Below are 23,484 nucleotides of genomic sequence, written 5' to 3' on the forward strand. Positions count from 1 at the left end.
TCGTGATTTTGGCTCCGCCCGGCCTGTGCTAGGTTCCGCCGCGGACTCAGCCGCCGGCCGCCGGACTCTTCGATTTGACCTACCATTTCAACGACTTGACCCTCGACTCCGAGCGCCGGGAGCTGCGCCGTGGCGACGCCCTGGTGGCCGTCGAGCCGCAGGTCTTCGACCTCCTCGAATTCCTGATCCGCGCCCGCGATCGCGTGGTCAGTCGCGACGAGGTACTGGCCGCCGTCTGGCACGGCCGGATCGTCTCGGAGGCGACGCTGAGCAGCCGCGTCAATGCCGCGCGGACCGCGATCGGCGACAATGGCGAGGAGCAGCGGCTGATCCGCACCCTGCCCCGCAAAGGTCTTCGCTTTGTCGGCGATGTCCGGGAGGGCGGCGCGCCCGATCGTCCAGTCGCGGACAGCACCACGCCGCCACGGCCGAGCGAAGGCCCGTCGATCGCAGTGCTGCCCTTCACCAATATGAGCGGCGACCCCGAGCAGGATTATTTCGCCGACGGGATCGCCGAGGACATCACCACCGCGCTCGCTCGTTGCAGCCGCCTCACCGTGATCGCGCGCAACTCCGCCTTCACCTACAAGGGCAAGGCGGTCGATATCCGCCAGGTCGGTCGCGAGCTCGGCGTCGGCTACGTGCTCGAGGGCAGCGTCCGCCGCGGCGGCGACCGCCTGCGCATCACCGGACAGCTGATCGACGCCGTCTCCGGCGCGCATCTGTGGGCCGACCGGTTCGATGGCGCGGCGACCGACGTGTTCGACCTGCAGGATCGCATCACCGAGAATGTGGTCGGCGCGATCGAGCCGACGATGCTGGTCGCAGAGGCCGAGCGGGTGCGCGCAGCGCCGCCCGACAAGCTCGATGCCTACGATCTGCTGCTGCGCGCCTACAGTCTGCGCTACGAGTTCACGCCCGAGAGCATGGAAGCCGCGCTCGATTGCCTCGACCAGGCGCTGACGCTCGATCCGAATTACGCGCCGGCGCTTGCTGCATCGGCCTATTGCCATTCGATGCGCCACGTCCAGGGCTGGCTGAAGCCTGACGACTCCTACCGGGAGCGCGCGGTCGCGCAGGCTTGGCGCGCCGTGGAGCTTACGCCCGGTGATCCGCAGGTGCTGTGGATGGCGGCGTTCGCGATCTGGAACATGGCCGACGAGATCGAGCCCGCGCGCGAATTGTTCGAGCGCTCGCTTGCGATCAACCCGAACTCGGCGATGGCGCTCGTGCTCGGCGGCTGGATCGAGGCGATGCGCGGCAACCAGCAGGCCGGCCGCGCCATGATCGAGCGCGCGCAGCGGCTCAACCCGCGCGACCCGCGCGGCTGGTTCGCCTCCGCAGCGCTCGCGATCTGCGCGGTGCTCGACGGAAATTTTGCCGAAGCGGTGACGTGGGCCGACAAGGCGCTGGCACAAAACCGCCGCTTCGCGGTCGCCCTGCGCGTCCTGATCGTGGCGCTGGTCAAGACCGGCGAGACCGCGCGCGCGACCCAGATCGCGCGCGAGCTGCTCAAGGTCGATCCGGAGTTTTCGATCTCAGGCTTCCTGTCACGAATTCCGTTCCCGGTGGAATCGATGTCCGCGACCTATCGTGAAACCCTCAAGGCGGCCGGCGTCCCGGATTGACTGCCGTTTGACCCACATATCCCATGGGCGCGGCAACACTCACAGGACTGCGCGCAGCCCGGGAACGCGCCGAGCCAGCAATCCGACGACCAGAAAGCTGGCGACCACGCCGGCGAGGCTTGCCAACAGGAACTTCCATTGCGGGGCAACGGACCAATCGTGCATGACGCGGGTCACCGCGATCAGCACAGGGGCGTGCAGAACGTAAACGCCGAAGGCATTCCGGCTGAGGAACCCTGTCACCGGACCCTGCCAGTCGAACAGGTCACGATACAGCACCACCAATCCCAGGCTGAGCGAGACGCACGTTGCCGACCGCCAAAAGTCCATGCCTGCGGCCTGCCAATGCCAACCGCCGCCGTAGTCGGCCAGCCGACCTTCGAGCGCTCCCCCGAAGATGACGATCGCCGCCCACAGCGCGATGCTCCCCAGCAGCCCGCAGACCAGCCAGCGCCGTCCTGCGCCGCTCGGAATCTGTCGCAGCCAATCGCCCCGCCACGCCGCGACTCCGGCGGCGAACATGAAGGGGTACTGCGGCGCGTCGTGAATGGCGATGTTGAGGATGGTGCGGCCATCCGGCGCCAGCAGCCCCACCGCGAACGTCACGGCGCTCATCATAAGGACAAAGCCGAGCACAGCGGCGGGGCTCGGTACCGGCCGGACGGAGGCCTGGCCGATCGGCCGGAATCTGCAAACCAGGGCAAAGCAGCCGGAAAACAGCAACAGCACGAGGCAGAACCAGAGCGGGCCGGAGCCGTCAAGAAGTTGGCCGTTGGAGGCGTGGTGCAACCAGTCCTCGGTGAAACTCCGGCGCGGCTGCGACCACCATGATCCCGCCACGTAGTACTCGGTCAGCGGTCCGATAAGCCCGATATAAAGAAGCAGGGGTACGCCGAGCCGATACAGCCGTTCCTTCAAGAAGCCGGCGACGCCGCGGCGGGCGACCATGCCGGCGGCAAAGTATCCGGCGATGCCGAACAGCAGCCCCATCGAGACTGCGTGCTGAAGCGCCTGATAGGCCGCAAAGGCCACCCGAGTGCCGAGGCCCAACGGTGGATGTTCGCGATAGTACCAGCTTCCAAACGGCGAGTAGGTGACGGCGGCATGCATGACCACCACCATGCTGATCGCCGACCAGCGCAAATTGTCGATATAGAGGAGCCTGTGGGGCGTCGGTCGAACGGGCTGTACCATGGGCGTCTCCTTTGGACGCCGAACATGGTGGCCAAGACCGAGCCGGTCGCGCCGAAACTCGCAGTTTGGGTCGCCGAAACCCGCAAAGCCTGGCCGATTGCGACAATCGGCGCGTCACACCGGCCCGGCCAGGGTCCGTTTGCGGAACGTGCTCGGCGTTTCTCCAGTCACCGCTTTGAACGCGCGATTGAACGGGCCGATCGACTCGAAGCCGGCATCCAGTGCAATGGTCAGGATCGGGACACGCGCCTGGCCGGCATCGGCCAGGGCCGAGCGCGCTTCCGCCAGTCGGTAGGAGTTGACGAAGCGGGCGAAGTTGCCGTAGCCGAGCCGCTGATTGATGAGCTGGCGCACCCGGTATTCCGGCGTGTCGAGCCGCTTGGCCAGGCTGGCGATGGTCATGCTGCCGTCGCGGTAGGCCCGCTCCACCTCCATCACTGTCTGCAAACGCCGATGGAGGGCCGCTTCCGCCTCGGTCATTTCAGATATTGATGGGGCCGGTTCCGATGCCGGTGGCGCTGCGGCGACCGCGGAGATCGGGCTTGCCCTATGCAAGCGGAACAAGGCGGCAGCAAGCGCGATGGCCAGCACACCGGGAAGCGCGGGCGTCATCGCGAGATTGCTTGACCCAATCAGCGTGCAGCCCACGATCGCGAGACCCAAACCCCATGCGAACACGACCCGATCGCGGCGGCGCATCTCGACCAGGTCGTTGGCTCGCCCCAGCAGAACGCGACCGATCGCGATCACCACAAGCAACACAGCGCAGACATGGGTCGCGAGCCAGGCCCATGAGGAGTCCGTGACCACAGACCAGATGGCAAGCAAGGCCATCAATCCCACCGCGGTCCAACCAATCCATGGCGGCCTCGCCGTGTCGTCGAATACCTCCTCGCTCCAGAGAACAAAGACGGCCGCCGCCATATTGCTCGCCAGCCGCAGGAAGAGGATCCACACTGCCTGGCTGTCGCGAAATTGTGGAGCCGTCTCAATGAGAAACGCAATTCCGCACAGGTCGAAAACAAGGGTGATGCGGCCGAGCCGACTGTTGCGCAACTGCAGGAGGGCGTCGAGCGCAAGAAGCACCAGCAATGCGAGGGCCCCGCCGCGAAGACCGATATCCAGGAGCATCTTCTTCACCAAACTGGTCGACAGGCTCGCCAGCGATGTGGGGGGCGTCAGGGCGAAGGGACACCAGCGCTATTTCGGAATATTAGAAATATATTCCTGAATTGCCCGACGTGTCAAGCTGCCCGGTCGAACGCCGGCCGACGCCGGGCCCCTTTGCATGGGGTTGTTTTCGATATTTTGGCGGCGCCCCCTTTCGACGGCCCCCTCACCTCATATTGCCCTAGCCGGTCCCGCCCGGCTCCAGCGCCTCGCCGAGTTCGAGCGGATGCGCCATGGTCTCGTGCAACGCGTCCTTGTCGAGCTCACCCTCGGAGAGGCTGATCACGACGCAGGCGACGCCGTTGCCGATCAAATTGGTCAGCGCGCGGCACTCGCTCATGAACTTGTCGATGCCGACCAGGATAGCGATCGACTGGATCGGAATATCGGGCACGATCGACAGCGTCGCGGCGAGCGTGATGAAGCCGGCGCCGGTGACGCCGGAGGCGCCCTTCGAGGTGATCATGGCGATGCCGAGGATGCCGAGCTCCTGCCAGATCGTCAGATGCGTGTTGGTGGCCTGCGCCAGGAACAGCGTCGCCAGCGTCATGTAGATGTTGGTGCCGTCGAGATTGAAGCTGTAGCCGGTCGGCACCACGAGGCCGACCACTGAGCGCGAGGCGCCGAGATGCTCCATCTTCTGGATCATCTGCGGCAGCACCGTTTCCGACGACGAGGTGCCGAGCACGATCAAGAGCTCGTCCTTGATGTAGGCGATGAAGCGTATGATGGAAAAACCCGAGAGCCGCGCGATCGCGCCGAGCACGATCAGCACGAACAGGATGCTGGTCAGATAGAAGGTGGCGATCAGCGCCGCCAAATTGACCAGCGAGCCGAGGCCGTAGGCGCCGACCGTGAAGGCCATCGCGCCGAACGCGCCGAGCGGCGCCACCCGGACGATCATCCGGATGATGCCGAAGAACATCTTCGACGCTTTATCGATCGCCTCGGCGATCGGCTCGCCGGGCTTGCCCATCAAGGCGATGGCAAAGCCCGAGAGGATCGAGATCAGCAGCACCTGCAAGAGGTCGCCGCGGGCGAGCGCGCCGAAGAAAGAGTCGGGGATGATCGCCATCAGATGGGCGACGATGCCCTGCTCCTTCGCCTGCGTGACGTAGGTGGAGACCGACTTCGGATCGATCGTGGCGGGATCGATGTTGAAGCCGCGGCCGGGCTGCAGCAGCTCACCGATCAAGAGGCCGACCGCGAGCGCGACCGTCGACACCGCCTCGAAATAGATCAGCGCTTTCAGCCCGACCCGGCCGACGCGCTTGAGATCGCCCATCGAGGAGATGCCGTGCACCACGGTGCAGAAGATCACCGGCGCGATCATCATCTTGATCAGCGCGATGAAGCCGTCGCCGAGCGGCTTCAGCTGCTTTCCGAGGTTCGGATAGAAGTACCCGATCAGGACGCCCGCGAAAATCGCGATCAGCACCTGGACGTAGAGGATCTTGTACCAGGGTTGATGTTTGTGATGGACAGCGGGCTTGATCGCGTCTGTGGTCATGAGGTGCCCCGGGCTGGAAGTGAACTCAACTGGTGATGCCATCTTGGCGGAGCCGCGCGCAAGCGACAATGCCCATTCGCGTCGCCGCGAGCGCACACGAATCTGTCATAGACTGCAGCCGGCTCGCACCCGGAGGCTGAGGATGGAATTCACCGCACTGTTTCTCGCCATCACCATCGCCATGCTGGTGGCCTGGCGTGGTCCGCGTCCCCTGGCGATCGGCTTGTTCGCGGTGATCCTGGTCGCCTGCGTCGCGACCTTGCTGCACCACGCCACCGACCGTCTCACTTTGTCGTTCTGAGGCCAATCATGACCGACACCCAGGCCGTGACCCTGAATGCCCTCGCGCTTTATGGCCTCGCGCTGCTGCTGACCGCAGCTTTTGCCGCGCAGCTGCTGCTGCACGAGCTGCCGTGCCCGCTGTGTTTGTTGCAGCGCATCCTTTTCGCTCTGCTGGCGATCGGACCGATCCTGAACATCCGTTTCGGACCACGGCCGAGCCACTATGCCCTGTCGCTGCTGACGGCTGTGCTCGGCGCCTCGGTCTCGACCCGGCAGGTGCTGCTGCACATCCTGCCCGGCGATGCCGGCTACGGCTCGGCGCTGCTCGGCTATCACTATTATACGTGGGCGCTGATCGTATTCATCGCGGCGATCGTCCTGCTCGCCGCGATGCTGCTGTTCGACCGCCAGTTCGATCACCGCACAGCAGAGGTCACCACGCCCGGCAAGTTCGCACAGGGGGCGGTGTGGTCGGTGGTCGTGCTGACGGCGCTGAATGCGCTCTCCACCCTGCTCGAATGCGGCTTTGCCGCCTGCGCCGACAATCCGATTGTCTATGAGTTGCTGAAGTAGCCTTGCTCAGGGACGCTTCGGGATATTCAGCCCGCGCTCCACGGCCGGCCGCTTGAGACCGCGCTCGAGCCAGGCGGCGACGTTCTTGAATTGATCAAATTCGACGAGCTCGCGCGCGCCGTAGAAGCCGATCAGATTGCGCACCCAGCCGAGCATCGAGATGTCGGCGATGCTGTATTCATCGTCCATGAACCACTGCCGCCCGGCGAGATGCGTCTCCATCACGCCGAGCAGGCGCGCGGACTCGGCGACGTAGCGCTGCAACGGACGCTTGTCCTCATAGTCCTTGCCGGCGAATTTGTGGAAGAAGCCGACCTGGCCGAACATCGGCCCGATGCCGCCGATCTGGAAATGCACCCACTGGATCGCCTGGTAGCGGCGCGCTGCATCCGCCGGCAACAGCTTGCCGGTCTTCTCGGCGAGATATTGCAGGATGGCGCCGGACTCGAACAGCGGCAGCGGCTTGCCGCCGGGGCCGTTGGGATCGAGGATCGCCGGGATCTTGCCGTTCGGGTTCAGCGACAGGAACTCGGCCGTCTTCTGGTCATCCTTGTTGAAGTCGACGAGATGGACCTCGTAGGGCAGCTCGATCTCCTCGAGCATGATCGAGACCTTCACGCCATTCGGCGTCGGCAGCGAATAGAGTTGCAGGCGATCCGGATGCTGGGCGGGCCAACGCTTCGTGATGGGAAAGGCTGTGAGGTCGATCATGTGGGCATTCTTTGCATGATTGTTGTTGGACGGCTAATGTACGGAGCTCATTGAAAGCCGCAAGGTCTGCAACCGGCCATGAACGATTACGAGCACGATCGACAGACAAGCGCAACGCTCGGCCTTTCCGACGACGAACTCGCGACACATCCGACCGTGTTCGCGGCGGATGCGCTGGCCGGTCAGGTGGTCGTGGTGTCCGGCGGCGCCGGCGGCATCGGCCGCGCCATCGCGTGGCTGTTCGCCCGGCTCGGCGCGCATGTCGTCGTCGTAGGACGCAATGCCAACAAGCTCGATGCGCTGGTCGATCATCTCGGCCATCGCGGCGTCAAGGCATCCGCGCACGTCGCCGACATCAAGGATGCCGACGCGGTCAATGCGATGTTCGATGCGTTGTGGGCCGCGCACGGCCGCGTCGATCATCTCGTCAACAGCGCCGGCGGCCAGTTCCCGCAGGCCGCGATCGATTTCTCGATCAAGGGCTGGAACGCGGTCATCAATACCAACCTCAACGGCACCTGGTACATGATGCAGGCCGCGGCACAACGCTGGCGCGATCGCAAGCATCAAGGCAGCATCGTCAATGTCGTCGTGGTCACGACCCACGGCCTCTACGGCATCGCGCACACGATCGCGGCGCGCTCCGGCGTGATCGGCCTGTCGCGCGCAGTCGCGGTCGAATGGGCGCCGCTGAACATCCGCATCAACTGCATCGCACCCGGCGCGATCGAGACCGAAGGCTGGAACGTCTACAGCGAGACGGCGCGCGCCGCCTATCCGCGCTCCAACCCGATGATGCGCCCGGGCACGCCCTGGGACATTGCGGAAGCCGCCGTCTATCTCGCCGCGCCATCCGGCAAGTTCATCACCGGCGAGACGCTGACCGTCGACGGCGGCGGTCAGCATTGGGGCGAGACCTGGACCACCGGCAAGCCGGACTATTTCAAAGGCGGCGATTGACCACCTCCGTCGTCCCAGCGAAAGCCAGGACGACGCGGGGTCATGGTCCGGTCGACCATGATCACTTCCCGTCGTCGAAACTGACGATGACGGCAGCGTTCGCGATCAGGATCGGATCGTTGCCGAGATCGGACGGAATCTCGAGCCCGCCCGCGATCGCCTTCACGGTCTTGGTGCCATAGGGCAGTTCCTTGGCGACGGCTTCGGTATCGACCGCTTCCGGATTCGGCACGGCGATCGTGACGTCGACGAACATGTCGTTGGCGGTCTTGCCGAGCATGCGGAAGAAGCCGAGGCTGGAATGGCGGATCGCATCCGACACTGCCCGCTTGGCAGCCTTGGTGGCGTCGCGGCCGTGAACGTCGACGCCCATGCCCATTTCGGTGATACAGCGCACGCGTGTCATGAAACTTTCCTGTTGTCGTTGGCGTGAGAGACTGATCACTCCTTCGCCCTCTGCGTTCGCGCCGTCAAGCCGGGTCCCTGGCCTCGCTTACGCCGTCGTGATCGCCGCGCGCGAGCAGCCATGCCGCCAGACCGGCAAAGATCGCCGCGGCGGCCACCATGACGCTGGCCGCGCCCCAGCCCCATGCCGAGACGACCGCGCCGACCGCGATCGGTCCGGTCACCTGGCCGAAATTGCTGCCCGTCATCAACAGTCCCATCATGACCGGCACCATCGCCGCCGAACGCGTCTCCGCGGGCGCGGTTGCAAGCAGCGTCGCCGGGATCAGGCCGCCGACGGCCGAGAACAGCAGGCACAGCCAGAATGCACCCCACCCGCCGAGCACCGTCAGGAAGATTCCGAACGCGGACGCGCCCATGACCAATGCCGCCACGGCGATCAACACATTGCGGTTGACGCCGCGCGCCAGCAGATTGCCGGCGGCGAGATTGCCGACCACGTTGGCCGCCGCCGCCAACGCACTGAGTCCGCCCGCGCTCTGGCTGGAGACGCCGAGCCGCGCGGTCAGCAGGATCGGCAGGAAGCCGAACAGCGCAAAGAACATCAGGCTGTAGAGCGCAAACAGCACCATCAGGAGCGCCGGAGTGCGCCGCCGCGCCAGCGCGGTGGCTTCCTGCATCAGGCTTGCTCGCGCCGGGCCGGTCGGCGATGCCACCTCGGGCACGGTGATGCCGGCGAGGACGAACAGCGCGGCGGCAAAGCCGGCACTGGCCCACCAGATCGCGCGCCAGCCATCGAACATCGGGCCGGCCACCAGCGCGAGCGCAATCCCGAACGGCATCACGCAGCTCCACACCGCCATGGTGACGTTGCGCGCGCTGACATCGACGACACGATCGAGCAACGCGGGCGCGACCACCATCACCAGCAGGAAGCCGAGCCCTTCCAGCAGTCGCGATGCCAGCAACACTGCAAGTGACGGCGCGAGCGCGCCCGACGCCGCGCCCAGCGTGATGGCCGCAAGGCCGCAGAGCAACACCCTGCGGGCACCAACCGCGGCAATCACGACGCCGGCCGGTACGCTGCCGACCAGCCCCAGCACCGCGAAGATACCGGCGACCGTTCCGACCGCGGCGAGGTCGATGCCGAGATTTTGTTGCAGCATCGCCGCAGCGATCGGCACCTTGCCGACCTGCAATGCGGCGCCGATCCCGCAACCGATCACGACGACGACCGTCGCCCATCGCTTGGCCTCGCTCTGCTGCGCCACGGCCGTTTCGATCGTCATGCGTGCACTCCACCCCAGGCTCAAGCCACCACAAATAGCGTTTCCAGGTCATCGACAGAGTGATATGTTTTGCATCCAGTCGATCGATTTCATAGATCATGCTCGATAACCTTACGCTCGACCAAATCCGGGTCTTTGTCGCCATCGCCGACAGCGGCAGCTTTCGCGCCGCCGCGACCAGGCTGGCGCGGGTGCAGTCCGCGGTCAGCCATGCCATCGCCAACCTCGAGGCCGAGCTCGGCCTCGCGCTGTTCGACCGCTCCAGCCATCGCCCGGCGCTGACCGCCGAAGGCAAGGCGCTGCTCAGCAATGCGCGCGACCTCCTGCTCCGCGTCGATGCGATGCGAGCGCGAGCCCACGGCCTTGGCGACGGGGTGGAGTCGGAGCTCGCTGTTGTCGTCGACACGCTGTTTCCGATCGCCGCCGTCGGCGCGGCGCTGACGCAGATGCGGGCGGCCTATCCATCCGTCAGCGTGCGGCTCGCGGTCGAACCGATGGGCGGTCCGATCGCAGCCCTCACTGAGCGGCGCAGCGCGCTCGCCGTCACCGTCGGCGAGGATTTTCGCGACCCCCGCCTCGCGCTCGACGCGATCTGCTCCGTGCAGATCATCGCCGTCGCCTCGGCAAGCCATCCGCTCGCGCGCCGTGGCCGCAAGAGCGTCGCCGACCTCGCCGATCATCTGCAGATCGTGCTGTCGGACCCGACGCCGCTGTCGGAAGGCCGCAACTTCGGCGTGCTCTCGCCGCAGATCTGCCGGGTCAGCAATCAGGACACCAAGCACGCCATGATCCTGGCCGGGCTCGGCTGGGGCCGGCTACCGCTGTGGCAAGTGGCGCGCGACTTGAACGAACGCCGCCTGGTGCGGATCGAGACCGGCGCACTTGGACGCAACGCCGCGCTTGCGATGGAGGCCTATCTCGCGCACCGGCTTGACGAGCCGCTCGGCCCCGCCGCTCACGCGTTCGCAGATGCGCTGAGGCGGATCGCTGCGCGCGGCAGCAAGCCGGCGAGCAAAGCGAAGACGCACAAGCGGCGCTGAATTCTTCCGTCGCTATCATTTCCGTTGTTGACATCGACATCGACGAGGCGTATGTCCTGCAACCTTCGCGAGCACCATCGCTCGCGGTCAAACATGAGCCAGATGATGCACTACGGATTTGAAAGATTCCGCCAACTGTCGAACGGTCTGCGGCCGATCGATAGCGTGTGCCCGGCTCATGGGAGCGACCTCGCATAGCGCGAGGTCGACAGTTCGCAATCAATGCGGACCCTCCCGAGCCAGCCGCTCCGGAGGGTTTTTTGTTGTCCGCAGCACAGCTCATTTGAATTGCCCGGCGCAAGCCGGAACGGGAGACCCGGATCCCGGGGCTCGCGCGGAGACGCGCGTGCCCAAGCGCGCGGGGCCTGCCGGAGGGAACGAGGCGATGAGCCGGACACCGATGGCAGAGCGAACTCCGAGGAGTTCGCAAACGACGGCGCATCGACAGCGCCGCGACGAAACTTTTCAAAACGGTTTGCCGCATTTACCGCGGCTCAACCGACGCTGGTGGTGAAGACATCGGATACTTCGCTCCACCGGAAAGAGCGGGTTCGAATCCCGCCTGTGACACACGCACCGGGATGCGGCTTGGCAAAGGTCCGCGTGCGGCCCGGCGCAGTCTCTCGTCCGCAAGGCGAGCGGCTGTGTTGTCGTCACTGACACCGATATCGCCTGTTCCCCAGCGTACCTATCGACGGCCGGCGCAGTCGCGTCGGTCAGGCGGTGGTGAAGATGTCTGTTACTTCGTGGTAAGGCGCTACGGCGCCGAGCGGGTTCGAGGCCCGCACGCCGAAAGGCGGTTCGCCCGCAAGGGCAGCAACAGCATCGCTTGTTCCCCGCCGACCCCTTCCACGCCCCGTGGTGAAGATCGCTGTTACATCGTCTGTGAAACGAGAGGTCGCGGGTTCGAATCCCGCCCGGTGTCATGTGCACCGGTAGCTCAGTGGTAGAGCGCTTCCCGACCGGCAGGGTAAGCTGCCGAACGGGGTCTCAGCAATCGCCTGTTCCCGGGTCGTGGTCCGTCAATGCCGGTGGTGAAGAGCGCTGTTACTTCGGTGTCGGAGGTTCGAACCCTCCCGAACGAAAGTTCGTAGCCCAGTGGTAGAGCACGTAAGCCCTTCGATGGGCAGTCCAGCCTCGTCTGTTCCCCGGCTCCACTTTCCAATCCATACTCCCCCAGAAAGGAGGCCATCATGGCCACGATCAACAAGATCATGCGCGCCTTCACCCGCGAGGGTGCGCGCGGCAAGCGCTTCACGCCCGAGATGGAGCTGCGGCGCGCGCTGCTGAACTGCCTCCTGTGGGAGAACCAGTTCTACGAGGACGGCGTCGCGATCGCCGATCGCATCAAGGCGCTGGTGCCGATGGTCGCCCCCGAGCGGACGGCCGAACTCGCCATCGCTGCGCGCGAGACGATGAAGCTGCGGCACGCGCCGCTGCTCGTGGTTCGCGAGATGGCGCGGCATCCGACCCATCGCGCCCTCGTCGCCGATACGCTGGCGCGGGTGATCCAGCGGCCTGACGAGATGACCGAGCTGCTTGCGATCTACTGGGCGGATGCGCTCGGCCCTCAGCAGCAGCGCAAGCGTCAGCCCGTCTCGGCGCAGGTCAAGAAGGGCCTGGCGCGGGCGCTGACCAAGTTCGACGCCTACCAGCTCGCGAAGTACGATCGCGACGGCGCGGTGCGGATCAAGGACGTGCTGTTCCTGGTCCACGCCAAGCCGAAGGATGCCGCGCAGGAGAAGGTGTGGAAGCAGCTCGTCGACGGCGAGTTGGCCTCGCCGGACACCTGGGAGGTTTCGCTCTCGTCCGGCAAGGGCAAGCGTGAGACCTTCGAGCGGCTGATCGCCGAGAACCGGCTCGGCGGGCTGGCGCTGCTCCGCAACCTGCGCCTGATGCAGAAGGCGGAGGTGCCGCGCCGGACCATCGCGGAGGCGATCGACGCGATGCGAACCGACCGCATCCTGCCCTACCGTTTCATCACGGCGGCGCGCTATGCGCCGGACTTCGAGCCGGAGCTCGAGGCAGCGATGCTGAAGTCGGTCAAGGACTACGCGCGGCTCGACGGCCGCACGCGGCTCCTGATCGACGTCTCGGGATCGATGTTCGCGCCGCTCTCGGCCCAGTCCGAGATGACGCGGGCGGAGGCGGCGTGCGGTCTTGCAATCCTCGCCCGTGAGGTCTGCGACGAGGTGGAGATCTTCACGTTCAGCAATGAGGTCGTGAAGCTGCCGCCGCGCCGCGGCTTCGCGCTGCGCGATGCGATCATCGGCTCGCAGCCGCATGGCGGGACGTATCTCGGCAAGGCGGTGACGGAGATCGACCACGAGGGCGATCGCCTGATCGTCTTCACCGACGAGCAGAGCCACGACCAGATGCCCGCCCCAAAGGGACGTGGCTACATGGTCAACGTGGCGTCCTACCAGCACGGCGTCGGACACGGCCCGTGGATGCGGGTCGACGGCTTCTCCGAGGCCGTCATCGCCTGGATCGCAGCGTCGGAACAGACGATGCACTAACGCCTGCTCGACAACAACGGGCCCGGACGCGCATGCGCCCGGGCCTTTCTTTTTTGGTGCGACGGACGAGCGAGCGTCGTCCGCCCCCCTTCAATCCTCGATCTCGCCGCTGCGGATCGCGAGCCTGATGGCTTGCGCCGTCGTCGCGACGCCGAGCCGAAGCCGCGCACGCCGCAAATGGTTCTCGACCGTCCGCTCCGACAGCCCGAGCGATGCCGCAATGTCGGCCTGCCGCCGCCCGGCGGCGATCCAGCGCAGCACCTCGCGCTCGCGCGGCGACAGGCTGGACGCTCCGTTCGACTCGTGCGCCTCCATCAGCCGGCGCGCGGCGCGGAAGGCCGTCGTGCCGATCATCGTCAACGTCGCACGCGTTCCCGCCGACGCGTCGATCCGCGTCCCGGCGAAGCTCATCGCGCCTTCAAGGCCGGTGCGCCCGAACACCGGCACCTGCAGCCCATGAAAGCCGGGTCCACGCGGCGTGCGCACCACGCGGTACTTCTCACCACGTGCGGACAGCACCTTGGTCCAGAAGAACGATTCATCCACATTGAGGAAATTGCGCGTGACCGGACAATGCCGGACATAGGTTTCGGCGTCGACCGTCACGCCCTCGCCGAACCATTCGCCCTCGACCCAGTAGATCCTGTCGACCAGGTCCTCACGCGAAGGCGATGCCGAGAACATGACGAAGCGGTCGTAACCGAGCGGCACGCTCACCGACCGCACAGCCGCCTGGATCGCGGACAAGCTCTCGCTGCCCTCGATCGCAACCACGGCTTCGATGTAGCGGTCCATGCTGACGTCATCGCGTTTCGGGACGCCCGGCCGGGCGTGTTGAGGACTTTCCCCCAACCCGAATGGGCCTGCAAGCCGCGCAAATTGTCCGGCAGCGGGCGGCGTGGCCGGATCGCCTCGCCGCCTCGCGCCCCGGGGCGAAGATTTCAGCCCGCGCCGAGCGTATCGAGCAGGGCCTTTGCGGCCACCTTGCCGACATTGTTGGCGGCAAAGGGACTGTCACCGGTGATCAGCTTGCGATCCTGATAGGTCTTGCCGGCGATGTCCTTGTTCAGGATCTCGACGCCGAGCGCTTGCAACTCCTCGCCGAAAGCCCAGGTCAGCGCGCCCGGCATGTAGCCGATATCGGGCGTGGTTCGATCGATGGCGTCGGGGAATGCGCAGATCTTGTAGCCCTTGAAGGGATAGTCGCCTTTGGTCTCGCCGACCGCGGACGCCAGCAGCGCCGCCGGGCCGTGGCAGAGCGAGACGATATGCTTGTCGTGGTCGAGCGCCCATTTCAGGGTGGCCTTCACGTCGAGGCTTTCCGGAAGGCCGATCAGCGCACCATGGCCGCCTGGAATGAACACCGCGATATAGTCGGAATCCTTGCCGAGCTTGTTTGCGATGACGTCGGAGAGCTTGAGCGGCTGCTTCAACCTGCCGAGATACTTCTGGTAGATGCGCTTGACTTCGTCGTCCTCGTTCGGGAATGCCCAGAGCTCAAACTTGACCGGATTGCCGGACACCGTCGCGATGTCGAACTCGAAGCCGGCCTTGTCGAGGTGGTACATCGGCAACAAGGTCTCGACGGGATGGTTTCCGGTCGAGAACATCGTGCCGTTCTGCAGCAGCAGATAGCGCTCATCCGCGGCGATCATCAGAATTTTCCAGCGGCCGCCCTTGTAGGCATTGGGGTAGTCCGCGCCGGAGAGATCCGACTTGGCCGAGGTGAATTGGCCCAGCGAATACGGCGACGGAAAGAAGGCGTTGTTCTCCGCCGGATCGGCTACGGGACGCTTGTCCTGGGATTGCTCGGTCATCGAGATATCCTCTCTCATCGTGTTGCGGTCCGGCAAAGGTAAGCACGAGGCGCGAAATCCCGAATGAGGGATTTCCCTCAATACCTCACAGGATGGAGCAACCCGACACCGGCGCAAGACAACTTGCGGCAATGCGGGCAGCGATATCCATCACGACGTCGAGAGGCCGCGCGCCTGCCGCCCGCCATTTCGCTGCGGTTCATCTCCACGGACGGATAGTGCGCGCGACCGATCCCGGTCTCGCAAGGAGACGCGCTCCATGTCGATCAGCCGCCGGCGGGCGCTGACGCTTGCCTCGCTTTTTGTTGCGAGCCCGTTGCTCGGCACGGAGAGCCGCGCCGAACCGGCTCCGGTCCCGGGTGCGGCCAGCTTTGACATGGCGACCTTCTCCGCCACTTCCGGCGGCGACGCCGACGCGGCTTTCGCCAAGGCGCTGGCCGCGATCGCCAAGGCAGCGGCTGACGCCAGCAAGGCGGGGCCGGTTCACATCGTCCTCAATTTGGAGAAGAACGCCAGCTACCGGATCAAGCGGCCGCTCGCGTTCCGGCAATTGCACGGCTTCGAGCTCAACGGCAATGGCGCGCAGCTGATCAACACCACGCGCAGCGGGACGTTGACGATCTCCGGCTGCAACCGCCTCACCGTCCGCGATCTCACCATCGACTACGACCCGCTGCCCTTCACGCAAGGGACGATCACCGCCTTTGACAAGCAGGCGATCGAGATCACGGTGAAGATCGACCCCGGCTATCCCGATGATGCCGCACTGCTCGCCGCCTTCACGGACGGCTTTTTCAAGGTGATGGACCGTCACAACCGGGCGCTGAAGACCGGCGCCAGGGATTTCCTGTCGCCGGCCCATGCCACACGCGTCGGCGAAGGCCTGATCAAGGTGCATCTGCGGTGGAGCGCCAACGATCGCTTTCCGAGCCAGCTGCCGATTGCGGCCGGTGACGTCGTCACCATCGCAAATAGCGGCGCGCACGCCATCGCCATCGACTCCAGCTTCGCCACCAGCCTGATCGATCTCAAGCTTCTCGCCTCCCCGGGGATGGGCATCATCGAGAACGGCGGCGAAGGCTCGATGATGCTGCAAAAGGTCTCGGTCGTTCCGGGACCTCGGCCGAAGGGCGCAACGGCCGATCGGCTGATCTCGACCAATTCCGACGGCTCGCACTTCACCGCGGTCGCACATGGTCCGACCATGGAGGATTGCAGCTTCGCCAACACCTCCGACGATGCCGTCAACGTCCACGGCTTCTACTACTACGTCGTGGCGAAGACCGCGCCACGCCGGTTCCTGCTCAGCCCGAAATGGGACATCGGCCTTGCGGCCGGCGACGACATTGAGAGCTGCGACCACGCGACGTTTCGCTCACTCGGACGCGGCAAGGTCGCGCAGTTGACCAAGCGCCACGCGCCGGAGCTGAAAGCGAAGATAGCCCAGCTCTGGAAGAACCGGAGCCCGACCACCCAGCCGGATTTGATCTACGACGTCGTCCTGCAGCAGGACCTGCCGCTCAAGGTCGGCGATGCCGTCACCTCGCTGACGCATACCGGATCCGGCGCCACCGTGCTGCGCTGCAGTTTCCACGCCTGCGGCCGCGTACTGATGAAGGCGCCGAACGCCATCGTCGAGAACTGCCAGTTCATGTTCGCGACCGGCGTCGCACTGCAGGCGGGGAGCGACATCGGCTTCTGGTCGGAGTCGGGATTTGCCGATAACCTCGTGCTCCGCAACAACCGCTTCAGCCACTGCGTCAACGGCGCCAATGAGCTGACCAGCGGCAGCGGCACGCTCGGCACGATCTATGTCGGCATGGTGCCGCCGGAAGGCGCCAAGGGATTTCAGGACAACTTCCAGAACCGGCGCGTCATCATCGAAGGCAATCACATCGACGATTCCTACATCTATGCGATCTTCGTCAGCAATGCCGACGGCGCCAAGATCGGGGGCAATGTGATCGGCCAGACTTTTCTGCGCGGCAATGTGTTCGGGGCTGGCGAGTTCTTCCATATCAAGCCCGACAGCGCGATCTTCGTCGGCCGCGCCAGGAATATCGAGATCAGCAACAACGTCGTCGCCCGCGGCCGGATCGCGACCACTGCCGTCGCGATCGATCCGAGCTGCGACAAGCGCACGGTGCATCAGGCGAGCAACAGGCTCACCTGAACCATCCGCTTATCCACCCTCACCCTGCTTCTGCACCACCGTGATGTGCAGACGCCGGCGAATCTCCATACCTTGACGCCGGTACAACGCGATCGCCGAGACGTTGCTGGTGAAGACGTGAAGGAACGGATTTTCGCCGCGCGCCGCGATCTGGCGGCCGACCGCCGATAGCAGCGCCTGCGCGTAGCCGCGGCCGCGATGGTCCGGATGCACGCAGACCGCGGTCATCTCGGTATAGTTCCCCGGCTTCATCCGCTCCCCGGTCATCGCGACCAGCTCGCTGCCAACGCGAATGCCGAAAAAGTTGCCGAGCTCATGCGTGCGCGCGCTGAACGGTCCAGGTTTTGTCAGCGCCGTCAGCGCCATCATCGCGGGAACGTCGGCTACGCCGAGCCTGACGATCTCGGCGCCGGGCAGAGAAAAGTCTGCCGGCGTGCCGATCATCTGCTCGCCGGTCTCGGCCAGCAGCGTCTTGAACTCCGGCGGCACGCTCACCGGATCAGGCGTGAACAGCACCGCGATGTCAGGTCCCGCCAGCAGCGCGCCGAGCGCAGCAAAGCTCTCTGGCGACATGTCGGCCATATCGGCGAAGGGTGCGATCGCGACCGGAAAGCGCCGGGCATTCGTACGGACTTCGGCAAGGTCGCGCTGTCGTGTGGTCAGTGCGCTCCAGATCGGGCGATCGAGTGGATGATGAGGCGGGACATCGGACATGCGGCGCTTCGCTCCCTGTTTTCCGGGAGCAGAGCAAGAAGCGCCGACAAAATCCAGCATGGCGTGAGGCCATCGCGGCTCACAATCACGCCAACGGGATTTCCTGCCTGCGTGCGGAACAGATCCTCGCGCCACCTTCAGGCAGAGCTCGCTGCCGCCCCTAAGCGGCAGCGTTACTCCTTCCCTGCGACTAACGTCATTGCTGCAGGATTTCAGCGGCAGCGCGGTCCAGGATTTTTGCGATGCGCCGCGCCTCGGCGGCATCGCAGCCGCGCTTCTGACGCAGCGCGCTCTTCAGCGCGTGACGGGCGCGGTGCACATCGTCGGACGCTTCGCCATCGAGATCGCTGACACCGGCGAAGGCTTCGCGCACCTCCTCCATACGGCGGCCGATCCGCGACAGCGCTTCGAGAATGGTATCCGCGGTGGCGCGGTTCTCGGCGAGATGGGACTTGCCCTGCTCGGTGATGCTGTAGAGCTTGCGCGCCGCGTCCTGGGTGACGCTGGCATGCCCGATCTCCTCGAGGAAGGTCAGCGCCGGATAGATCACGCCCGGGCTCGGGCTGTAGAAGCCGTCCGACCGCTCCTCGATCTTCTTGATCAGCTCGTAGCCGTGCGCCGGCTGCTCGCCCAGCAGCGCCAGGATCACGAGCTGCAGGTCTTGCGACGAGAGCCGCCGCGATCCCGGAAAGTCACCGCCGCCACCGCGCCCGAAGAAGCCATGGCCACCGCGGCCGAAGCGATGGCCGCCCCTGCCGTGTCGTCCCATGAAGAAGCCAAATCCGAAGCCCTCGTGGTCCCGGTCGCGAAACATCGATCGTCTCATTTTCTTGTTCCTTACTGAAAACATATCTTACGATATATCTACAGATTGAATGGCAGCAACCCACGTTTTCGTGAGGTCATGATGACGCGGCAGGGACCGGAACGAGCCGGGGATCGCCGGCCTCTCACCGGGCTTGTCGACCGTCACGCGGCCGGCTTATGGCTTTGAGCCCTCCCGGCCTGTCCGACTCATGCGCCCCAAAACCTTCGAAGCCCATTGCCTGCGTCTGCCTGCCGCCACCAAGGTGGTGCAATGGGAAGGCACGTCGGTGTTCAAGGTCGGCGGCAAGATGTTCGCGCTCGCCGGCGGCTACATCGAGAGCACCGGCGGCTTCATGTTCAAGACCTCGAACATGGCCTACCAGCTTCTGATCGAGCAGGGCTTTGCGCGGCCGGCGCCCTATCTGGCGCGCGCCACATGGGTGCAGCTGGTGAGAAACGACGCCCTGCCCGACGCCGAGCTCAAAGCCTATCTCGATCAAGCCCACGCGCTGATCGCCGCGAAGCTGACGCGGAAATCGCGCAAGGCGCTCGGGCTGGATTGATCGGCGCAGTTGCAGCGCGGCTCAGCCGCCGAGTGGTTTGTCGGAATCGCCCGACAGCAATTTCGGAAACAGCTCCTTGAAGGCGAACTTGTCGTCGCCCTTGGCGCGCTCGAAGCGCAGCACGACGTCGAACCGGCTGCCCTCCCATTTGGTCGGCGGCGTGCCCTTGCTGACCGGGATCAGCGGCAGGATGTCGGAGATGATCGCCTTGTGCTCCCAGCACAAGAGCACGACGCCCTTCGACGCCAGCACCGCCTTCATCAAGGCCGGCTCGTCACCCTTGCCGAACCCTTCGTTCGGCGTCAGGCCGCGACGCGCTGACAGCGCCGAGATCGTCTCGGCGGGACGGCTCGACGGCGGCTGATTGGGCTCGGTTCCGGGTGTCGCGGCGTAGATCGCATCAGGCTTGGCATAATCACCGCCGGTGAGATCGGTGCCGAACAATGCGGTCCACGCGCCGGCGCGTTGCCAGCCGCGCAGCACGAGCGACTCGGTATCGGACACACCGTTCGGGGTGAAGCCGGGTCCCGGCCAGGACTCGCCCGGCTTCTCGGCATGACGGATAATGAAGAGCGTGAGCGCGTCCATGGCGGCCTCGCGGATAGGTTGCGTGATTTGAAACAATTTCTGAGAGGTTGATCCTATCTCCGACGCCTCCTCCGCTCCATGAACGGCGTCACACTTTGCGAAAACTCGACCGATACTGCGCCGGCGACACGCCAAGCCGCTCGGTGAACACGATGCGCATCCGATCGGCCGAACCGAAGCCGCAGTCGAAGGCGACCGCCTTCAGCGGCCGGTCAGAGCCCTCGAGCAGCCGGCGTGCGGCGTCGACCCGCGCCCGCTCGACGAATTCGTGCGGCGTGATGCCGGTCTCCTGCGCGAAGGCGCGACCGAAATTGCGCACGCTCATGCCGATCGCATCGGCCAGCGATTGCAGCGTGTGGCGCTCGCCGACCTGCTGCATGACATGCGCCTGCGCGCGCGCAATCGGCGAGGCCTCGTCGACCGGCGCGGTGAGATAGGGACTGAACTGCGACTGCCCGCCCTGGCGCTGCGCTACCACGACCAGCCGCTTGGCCACCGCGACCGCGACCTGCGGCCCATGACGCTCGGCGACCAGCGCGAGCCCGAGATCGATGCCCGCGGTCACGCCGGCGGAGGTCATCAGTCTGCCGTCCCGAATGTAGATCCGGTCGAAGATCACCTCGGCAGCCGGAAAGCACGCCGCCAGAAGCTGCGCGTTCTGCCAATGCGTCGTCACCTTGTGGCCGTCGAGCAACCCGGCATGGCCGAGCGCGAAGGCACCGGTGCAGATCGAACCGTACAATTCGGCGCGCTCGGGCGCGCGGCGCAGCCACCGCGTGAGGTCGGGATCAGGCGCGGCGTCGGGCAATTCGGGCCCACCGGCGACGAGCAGAATGTCGAACTTCGCCGTTGCTTCGTCGAAGCTGAGGTCGGCCGCTATCCTCATGCCGCTCGATGCGCGGAGCGGTTCGCGGCTGGCGCCGACCAGCACGGTCTCATAGCCATCGCCATCAGCGACAAAGCCGTTGGTCTCCGCGAACACGTCGACCGGGCCCGCAACGTCGAGCGCCTGAACCCCTTCGTGAATCGCGATCGCGACCTTCTGAACCGCCATACCTTCTCCCCGCCCCGCTGGCGCGAAACGATGTCTCGTTGGCCCGATCCGGCGGCGCGCGATCGTTGCGGGATCAAGCCGAACCGGGCGACAAGGACGCCAAGGATCCACACCACCAGGCGATCCGAACCCACATCGCAGCGACGAGCGCCGGCCCGCGTGTCCGCACGCCACGGCATCGTCTTGCCATATCGAGGAGCGTCTTGAAATGACCGAGATCATCGCCGGCATCCGCGTACCCGACAGCGCCATGGCGCGCGCCGCGAACCAGCTGGTGCGCGATACCGAGGACGATCTGCTCTACAATCACAGCCGCCGCGTGTTCTTCTGGGGTGCGCTGACCGGTAACCGCCGCAAGCTGCAATTCGATCCCGAGTTGCTCTATGTCGGCGCCATGTTCCACGACATGGGCCTGACCGCAGCACATGCCAGCCCCGATCTGCGCTTCGAGGTCGACGGCGCCAACGCCGCGCGCGACTTCCTCAAGGGCTATGGCGTGCCGGCGCGCGACATCGAGGACGTCTGGACCTCGATCGCGCTGCACACGACGCCCGGCATTCCCGAGCATATGCGTCCGACCATCGCGCTGGTCACCGCCGGCGTCGAGATGGACGTGCTCGGCATTGCCTATGACGATTTCTCGCACGAGCACCGCGACCATGTCTGCGCGCACCATCCGCGCGAGGCGAACTTCAAGGAGAACATCATCGATCACTTCGCCAGCGGCACCATCAGGAAGCCGCTGACCACCTTCGGCAACGTCAAGGCCGACGTGCTGGCGCTGAAAGACATGAACTACACCAGGACGAACTTCTGCTCGATCATCCTGGGCTCGAAATGGCCGACCTGACGCGGCGTCACTGACGGTTGGCCGGACCGTGGTCCGGCCCGGGATCGCGGCCGGCAGCCGCGAGCGAGAGCCGGTCCATGTAGTGCGCCCACCCCCTGGCATGGCTGGCGCACTGCTCGGCATTCGGCAGACCGCTATGGGTCATGCGCAGCAGCGTACCGCTGTCCTTGTCGATCAGGTCGATCTCGATCAGGCTCGATCCCGGCGGCACTTCCGCGCCGCCTTCCCAGCCGAAGCTGTAGGCAAGACGATGCACCGGCACGACCTCGCGGAACGCACCGCGCGCGGCGCGGCTCCGATCATTGCCGAGGCCCTTGAGCAGATAGAGCCCGCCGGGATGCAGCTCGGTCTCGGCCTCGAGCCCCATCCAGCTCACGATCTTCTGCGGATCGGTCAGGAACGCGAACACGGTGGCGGGCGGCGCTGCGATCTGGATCTCGCGTTGAACGATGAAGGCTTCAGTCATCGATCGATCCTCCATGGACGGTCGGTTTCAGGGATAATTCGTGACAAGGGCGGCGCATCACCCCCATGATGGGGTGATGCAATTGTCCTCGACTCTGAGCTGGCTGGTCGACGCCGCGGCCGAGACCACTGGCGCCAACCGGTTGCTGGCGGACCTCGGTCGCCACCTTATCACAGATGGCCTGCCGCTTGCCGGTGGCGCCCTGACGCTGGAAGTTCCGCACCCGCTGATCGCAAGGCGCACTTGGCTCTGGCGTGCCGAGAATGGCGAAGTCATCGAGGCGCTCGGCTTCGCGCCGGAACAACCCTTTGCAATGCCCGACATGGTCGGGTCCGGCGATGCCGGCCGGCGCTGGCTCGGCGCGCTCGCGCCCGGCCCGATCCACGAGGACACGATTGGAACGCGGCCGGACGGCCCGACCCTTGGCTGGATCGGGACACGCACCTTCACACCTGCCGAGGCGGATCGATTGCGCGAGGCGGCGCGCTTCATGGCCGCGCCGCTCGCCGCGCTTGCCGCGCGCGCGACCTTGACCGCGGCGCTGGAGGCCTATCTCGGCCGTCGCAGCGCGGCGCGTGTCCTGGCCGCGCCGTTGCGGCGCAACACCGGCGAAACCATCCGCGCGGCGCTGCTGTTTGCCGACCTGCGCGGCTTCACTGCGCTCTCCGAAAGCCATCCGCCCGCCGAGGTGATCGCAGCACTCGATGCCTGGTTCGACCGCATCGCCGGTGCGACCCACGCATTCGGCGGAGAGGTGCTGAAATTCATCGGCGACGGACTGCTCGCGATCTTTCCGGTCACGACCAGCGCGCGCAGCGCATGCGAGGCGGCTTTGCGCGCGGTGTCGGCGGCGCGCGTCGGCATGGCGCATCTTGACGCCGAGCGGCGCAGCCGCGGTTTGCCGCCGCTGGCGTTCGGCGCGGCGCTGCATCTCGGCGAGGTGCATTGGGGCAATATCGGCGCCGCCGATCGCCTCGACTTCACCGCGATCGGCGCCGCGGTCAATCTGGTCAGCCGGCTCGAAGGCCTGTGCAAGCCGCTGGAGCGGACCGTGCTGGTCTCGGGCGCGCTCGCCGCCGAGACCGAGACGCCGCTGGTCGCGCTCGGCACCCATGAGCTGCGCGGCATCGCGCGGCCCTGCGCGGTCTTTACCCTGCCGGAGGGATGAGCC

The 23,484-nt window shown here is 65.7% G+C and carries 23 protein-coding genes; 10 read left to right on the top strand and 13 right to left on the bottom strand.

Translation table 11 applies throughout. The features are described from left to right. Window positions 1-74 precede the first annotated feature (74 nt). Window positions 75-1,628 carry a winged helix-turn-helix domain-containing tetratricopeptide repeat protein gene (locus tag QDT69_RS24370; RefSeq protein ID WP_279709015.1) on the top strand — a complete coding sequence of 518 codons (1,554 nt, stop codon included), beginning with the start codon at window positions 75-77 and terminating at the stop codon, window positions 1,626-1,628. 39 nt (window positions 1,629-1,667) lie between these two features. On the opposite strand, the gene QDT69_RS24375 is transcribed toward QDT69_RS24370, so the two are convergent. The 3 genes from QDT69_RS24375 to QDT69_RS24385 form a co-directional block, all read right to left on the bottom strand. Next, the gene (locus tag QDT69_RS24375) at window positions 1,668-2,822 is read right to left on the bottom strand and encodes an acyltransferase (protein WP_279709016.1); all 1,155 of its coding nucleotides are present in this window, start codon (window positions 2,820-2,822) and stop codon (window positions 1,668-1,670) included. A gap of 114 nt (window positions 2,823-2,936) precedes the next feature. Beyond that, complete coding sequence (locus tag QDT69_RS24380) at window positions 2,937-3,953, bottom strand: helix-turn-helix domain-containing protein (protein WP_279709189.1); 1,017 nt, start codon at window positions 3,951-3,953, stop codon at window positions 2,937-2,939. 220 nt (window positions 3,954-4,173) lie between these two features. Next, window positions 4,174-5,502 carry a dicarboxylate/amino acid:cation symporter gene (locus QDT69_RS24385; RefSeq protein ID WP_279709017.1) on the bottom strand — a complete coding sequence of 443 codons (1,329 nt, stop codon included), beginning with the start codon at window positions 5,500-5,502 and terminating at the stop codon, window positions 4,174-4,176. Window positions 5,503-5,644: 142 nt separating this feature from the next. Between QDT69_RS24385 and QDT69_RS24390 the strand changes: the two genes are divergently transcribed. Both QDT69_RS24390 and QDT69_RS24395 read left to right on the top strand, forming a co-directional pair. Beyond that, window positions 5,645-5,803 (top strand): DUF5993 family protein, encoded by a 159-nt coding sequence (locus tag QDT69_RS24390; RefSeq protein ID WP_021080068.1) that lies wholly within the window; start codon window positions 5,645-5,647, stop codon window positions 5,801-5,803. Between the two features lie 8 nt (window positions 5,804-5,811). Next, a complete protein-coding gene (locus tag QDT69_RS24395) occupies window positions 5,812-6,357 on the top strand; it encodes a disulfide bond formation protein B (protein ID WP_279709018.1) in 546 nt (181 codons plus the stop codon). Window positions 6,358-6,363: 6 nt separating this feature from the next. Here QDT69_RS24395 and QDT69_RS24400 read toward each other — a convergent pair whose 3' ends face one another. Next, window positions 6,364-7,068, bottom strand: a complete 705-nt coding sequence (locus QDT69_RS24400) for a glutathione S-transferase N-terminal domain-containing protein (RefSeq protein WP_279709019.1) — start codon at window positions 7,066-7,068, stop codon at window positions 6,364-6,366. Window positions 7,069-7,146: 78 nt separating this feature from the next. Between QDT69_RS24400 and QDT69_RS24405 the strand changes: the two genes are divergently transcribed. Further along, on the top strand, window positions 7,147-8,028 hold the full coding sequence (locus tag QDT69_RS24405; protein ID WP_279709020.1) for an SDR family oxidoreductase: 882 nt from the start codon (window positions 7,147-7,149) through the stop codon (window positions 8,026-8,028). Window positions 8,029-8,089: 61 nt separating this feature from the next. Here QDT69_RS24405 and QDT69_RS24410 read toward each other — a convergent pair whose 3' ends face one another. Both QDT69_RS24410 and QDT69_RS24415 read right to left on the bottom strand, forming a co-directional pair. Continuing rightward, complete coding sequence (locus tag QDT69_RS24410) at window positions 8,090-8,434, bottom strand: Lin0512 family protein (RefSeq protein WP_050627504.1); 345 nt, start codon at window positions 8,432-8,434, stop codon at window positions 8,090-8,092. Window positions 8,435-8,498: 64 nt separating this feature from the next. Then, window positions 8,499-9,722, bottom strand: a complete 1,224-nt coding sequence (locus QDT69_RS24415) for an MFS transporter (protein WP_279709022.1) — start codon at window positions 9,720-9,722, stop codon at window positions 8,499-8,501. A 98-nt stretch (window positions 9,723-9,820) separates the two neighbouring features. Between QDT69_RS24415 and QDT69_RS24420 the strand changes: the two genes are divergently transcribed. Further along, window positions 9,821-10,762: a LysR family transcriptional regulator gene (locus QDT69_RS24420; protein ID WP_279709023.1), complete on the top strand. Its 942-nt coding sequence runs from the start codon at window positions 9,821-9,823 to the stop codon at window positions 10,760-10,762. A 1,193-nt stretch (window positions 10,763-11,955) separates the two neighbouring features. Then, window positions 11,956-13,281: a TROVE domain-containing protein gene (locus QDT69_RS24425; protein ID WP_279709024.1), complete on the top strand. Its 1,326-nt coding sequence runs from the start codon at window positions 11,956-11,958 to the stop codon at window positions 13,279-13,281. 90 nt (window positions 13,282-13,371) lie between these two features. Here the strand turns inward: QDT69_RS24425 and QDT69_RS24430 are convergent, their stop codons facing one another. Next, a complete protein-coding gene (locus QDT69_RS24430; RefSeq protein WP_279709025.1) occupies window positions 13,372-14,076 on the bottom strand; it encodes a PA1136 family autoinducer-binding transcriptional regulator in 705 nt (234 codons plus the stop codon). Window positions 14,077-14,222: 146 nt separating this feature from the next. After that, complete coding sequence (gene hchA / locus QDT69_RS24435; protein ID WP_279709026.1) at window positions 14,223-15,098, bottom strand: glyoxalase III HchA; 876 nt, start codon at window positions 15,096-15,098, stop codon at window positions 14,223-14,225. A gap of 259 nt (window positions 15,099-15,357) precedes the next feature. On the opposite strand from hchA, the gene QDT69_RS24440 reads away from it, so the two are divergent. Continuing rightward, on the top strand, window positions 15,358-17,271 hold the full coding sequence (locus QDT69_RS24440; protein ID WP_279709028.1) for a right-handed parallel beta-helix repeat-containing protein: 1,914 nt from the start codon (window positions 15,358-15,360) through the stop codon (window positions 17,269-17,271). 9 nt (window positions 17,272-17,280) lie between these two features. Here QDT69_RS24440 and QDT69_RS24445 read toward each other — a convergent pair whose 3' ends face one another. Both QDT69_RS24445 and QDT69_RS24450 read right to left on the bottom strand, forming a co-directional pair. After that, entirely contained in the window at window positions 17,281-17,985 is a 705-nt protein-coding gene (locus tag QDT69_RS24445; protein ID WP_279709029.1) for a GNAT family N-acetyltransferase, read from the bottom strand. Between the two features lie 196 nt (window positions 17,986-18,181). Further along, window positions 18,182-18,799: a PadR family transcriptional regulator gene (locus tag QDT69_RS24450; protein WP_279709190.1), complete on the bottom strand. Its 618-nt coding sequence runs from the start codon at window positions 18,797-18,799 to the stop codon at window positions 18,182-18,184. 202 nt (window positions 18,800-19,001) lie between these two features. On the opposite strand from QDT69_RS24450, the gene QDT69_RS24455 reads away from it, so the two are divergent. Then, window positions 19,002-19,355: an MmcQ/YjbR family DNA-binding protein gene (locus tag QDT69_RS24455; RefSeq protein ID WP_279709030.1), complete on the top strand. Its 354-nt coding sequence runs from the start codon at window positions 19,002-19,004 to the stop codon at window positions 19,353-19,355. 21 nt (window positions 19,356-19,376) lie between these two features. Here QDT69_RS24455 and QDT69_RS24460 read toward each other — a convergent pair whose 3' ends face one another. Continuing rightward, window positions 19,377-19,943 (bottom strand): histidine phosphatase family protein, encoded by a 567-nt coding sequence (locus QDT69_RS24460; protein WP_279709031.1) that lies wholly within the window; start codon window positions 19,941-19,943, stop codon window positions 19,377-19,379. A gap of 88 nt (window positions 19,944-20,031) precedes the next feature. Then, complete coding sequence (locus tag QDT69_RS24465) at window positions 20,032-20,997, bottom strand: GlxA family transcriptional regulator (RefSeq protein WP_279709032.1); 966 nt, start codon at window positions 20,995-20,997, stop codon at window positions 20,032-20,034. Window positions 20,998-21,205: 208 nt separating this feature from the next. Here QDT69_RS24465 and QDT69_RS24470 point away from each other — a divergent pair, with 208 nt between their 5' ends. Next, window positions 21,206-21,847 carry an HD domain-containing protein gene (locus QDT69_RS24470; RefSeq protein ID WP_279709033.1) on the top strand — a complete coding sequence of 214 codons (642 nt, stop codon included), beginning with the start codon at window positions 21,206-21,208 and terminating at the stop codon, window positions 21,845-21,847. A 7-nt stretch (window positions 21,848-21,854) separates the two neighbouring features. Here the strand turns inward: QDT69_RS24470 and QDT69_RS24475 are convergent, their stop codons facing one another. Next, entirely contained in the window at window positions 21,855-22,313 is a 459-nt protein-coding gene (locus QDT69_RS24475; RefSeq protein ID WP_279709034.1) for an SRPBCC family protein, read from the bottom strand. 76 nt (window positions 22,314-22,389) lie between these two features. On the opposite strand from QDT69_RS24475, the gene QDT69_RS24480 reads away from it, so the two are divergent. Continuing rightward, window positions 22,390-23,481 (top strand): adenylate/guanylate cyclase domain-containing protein, encoded by a 1,092-nt coding sequence (locus QDT69_RS24480; protein ID WP_279709035.1) that lies wholly within the window; start codon window positions 22,390-22,392, stop codon window positions 23,479-23,481. The last annotated feature ends 3 nt before the right edge of the window (window positions 23,482-23,484 follow it).

The sequence above is a fragment of the Bradyrhizobium sp. CER78 genome, from assembly GCF_029846235.1.
Classification (GTDB): Bacteria; Pseudomonadota; Alphaproteobacteria; order Rhizobiales; family Xanthobacteraceae; genus Bradyrhizobium.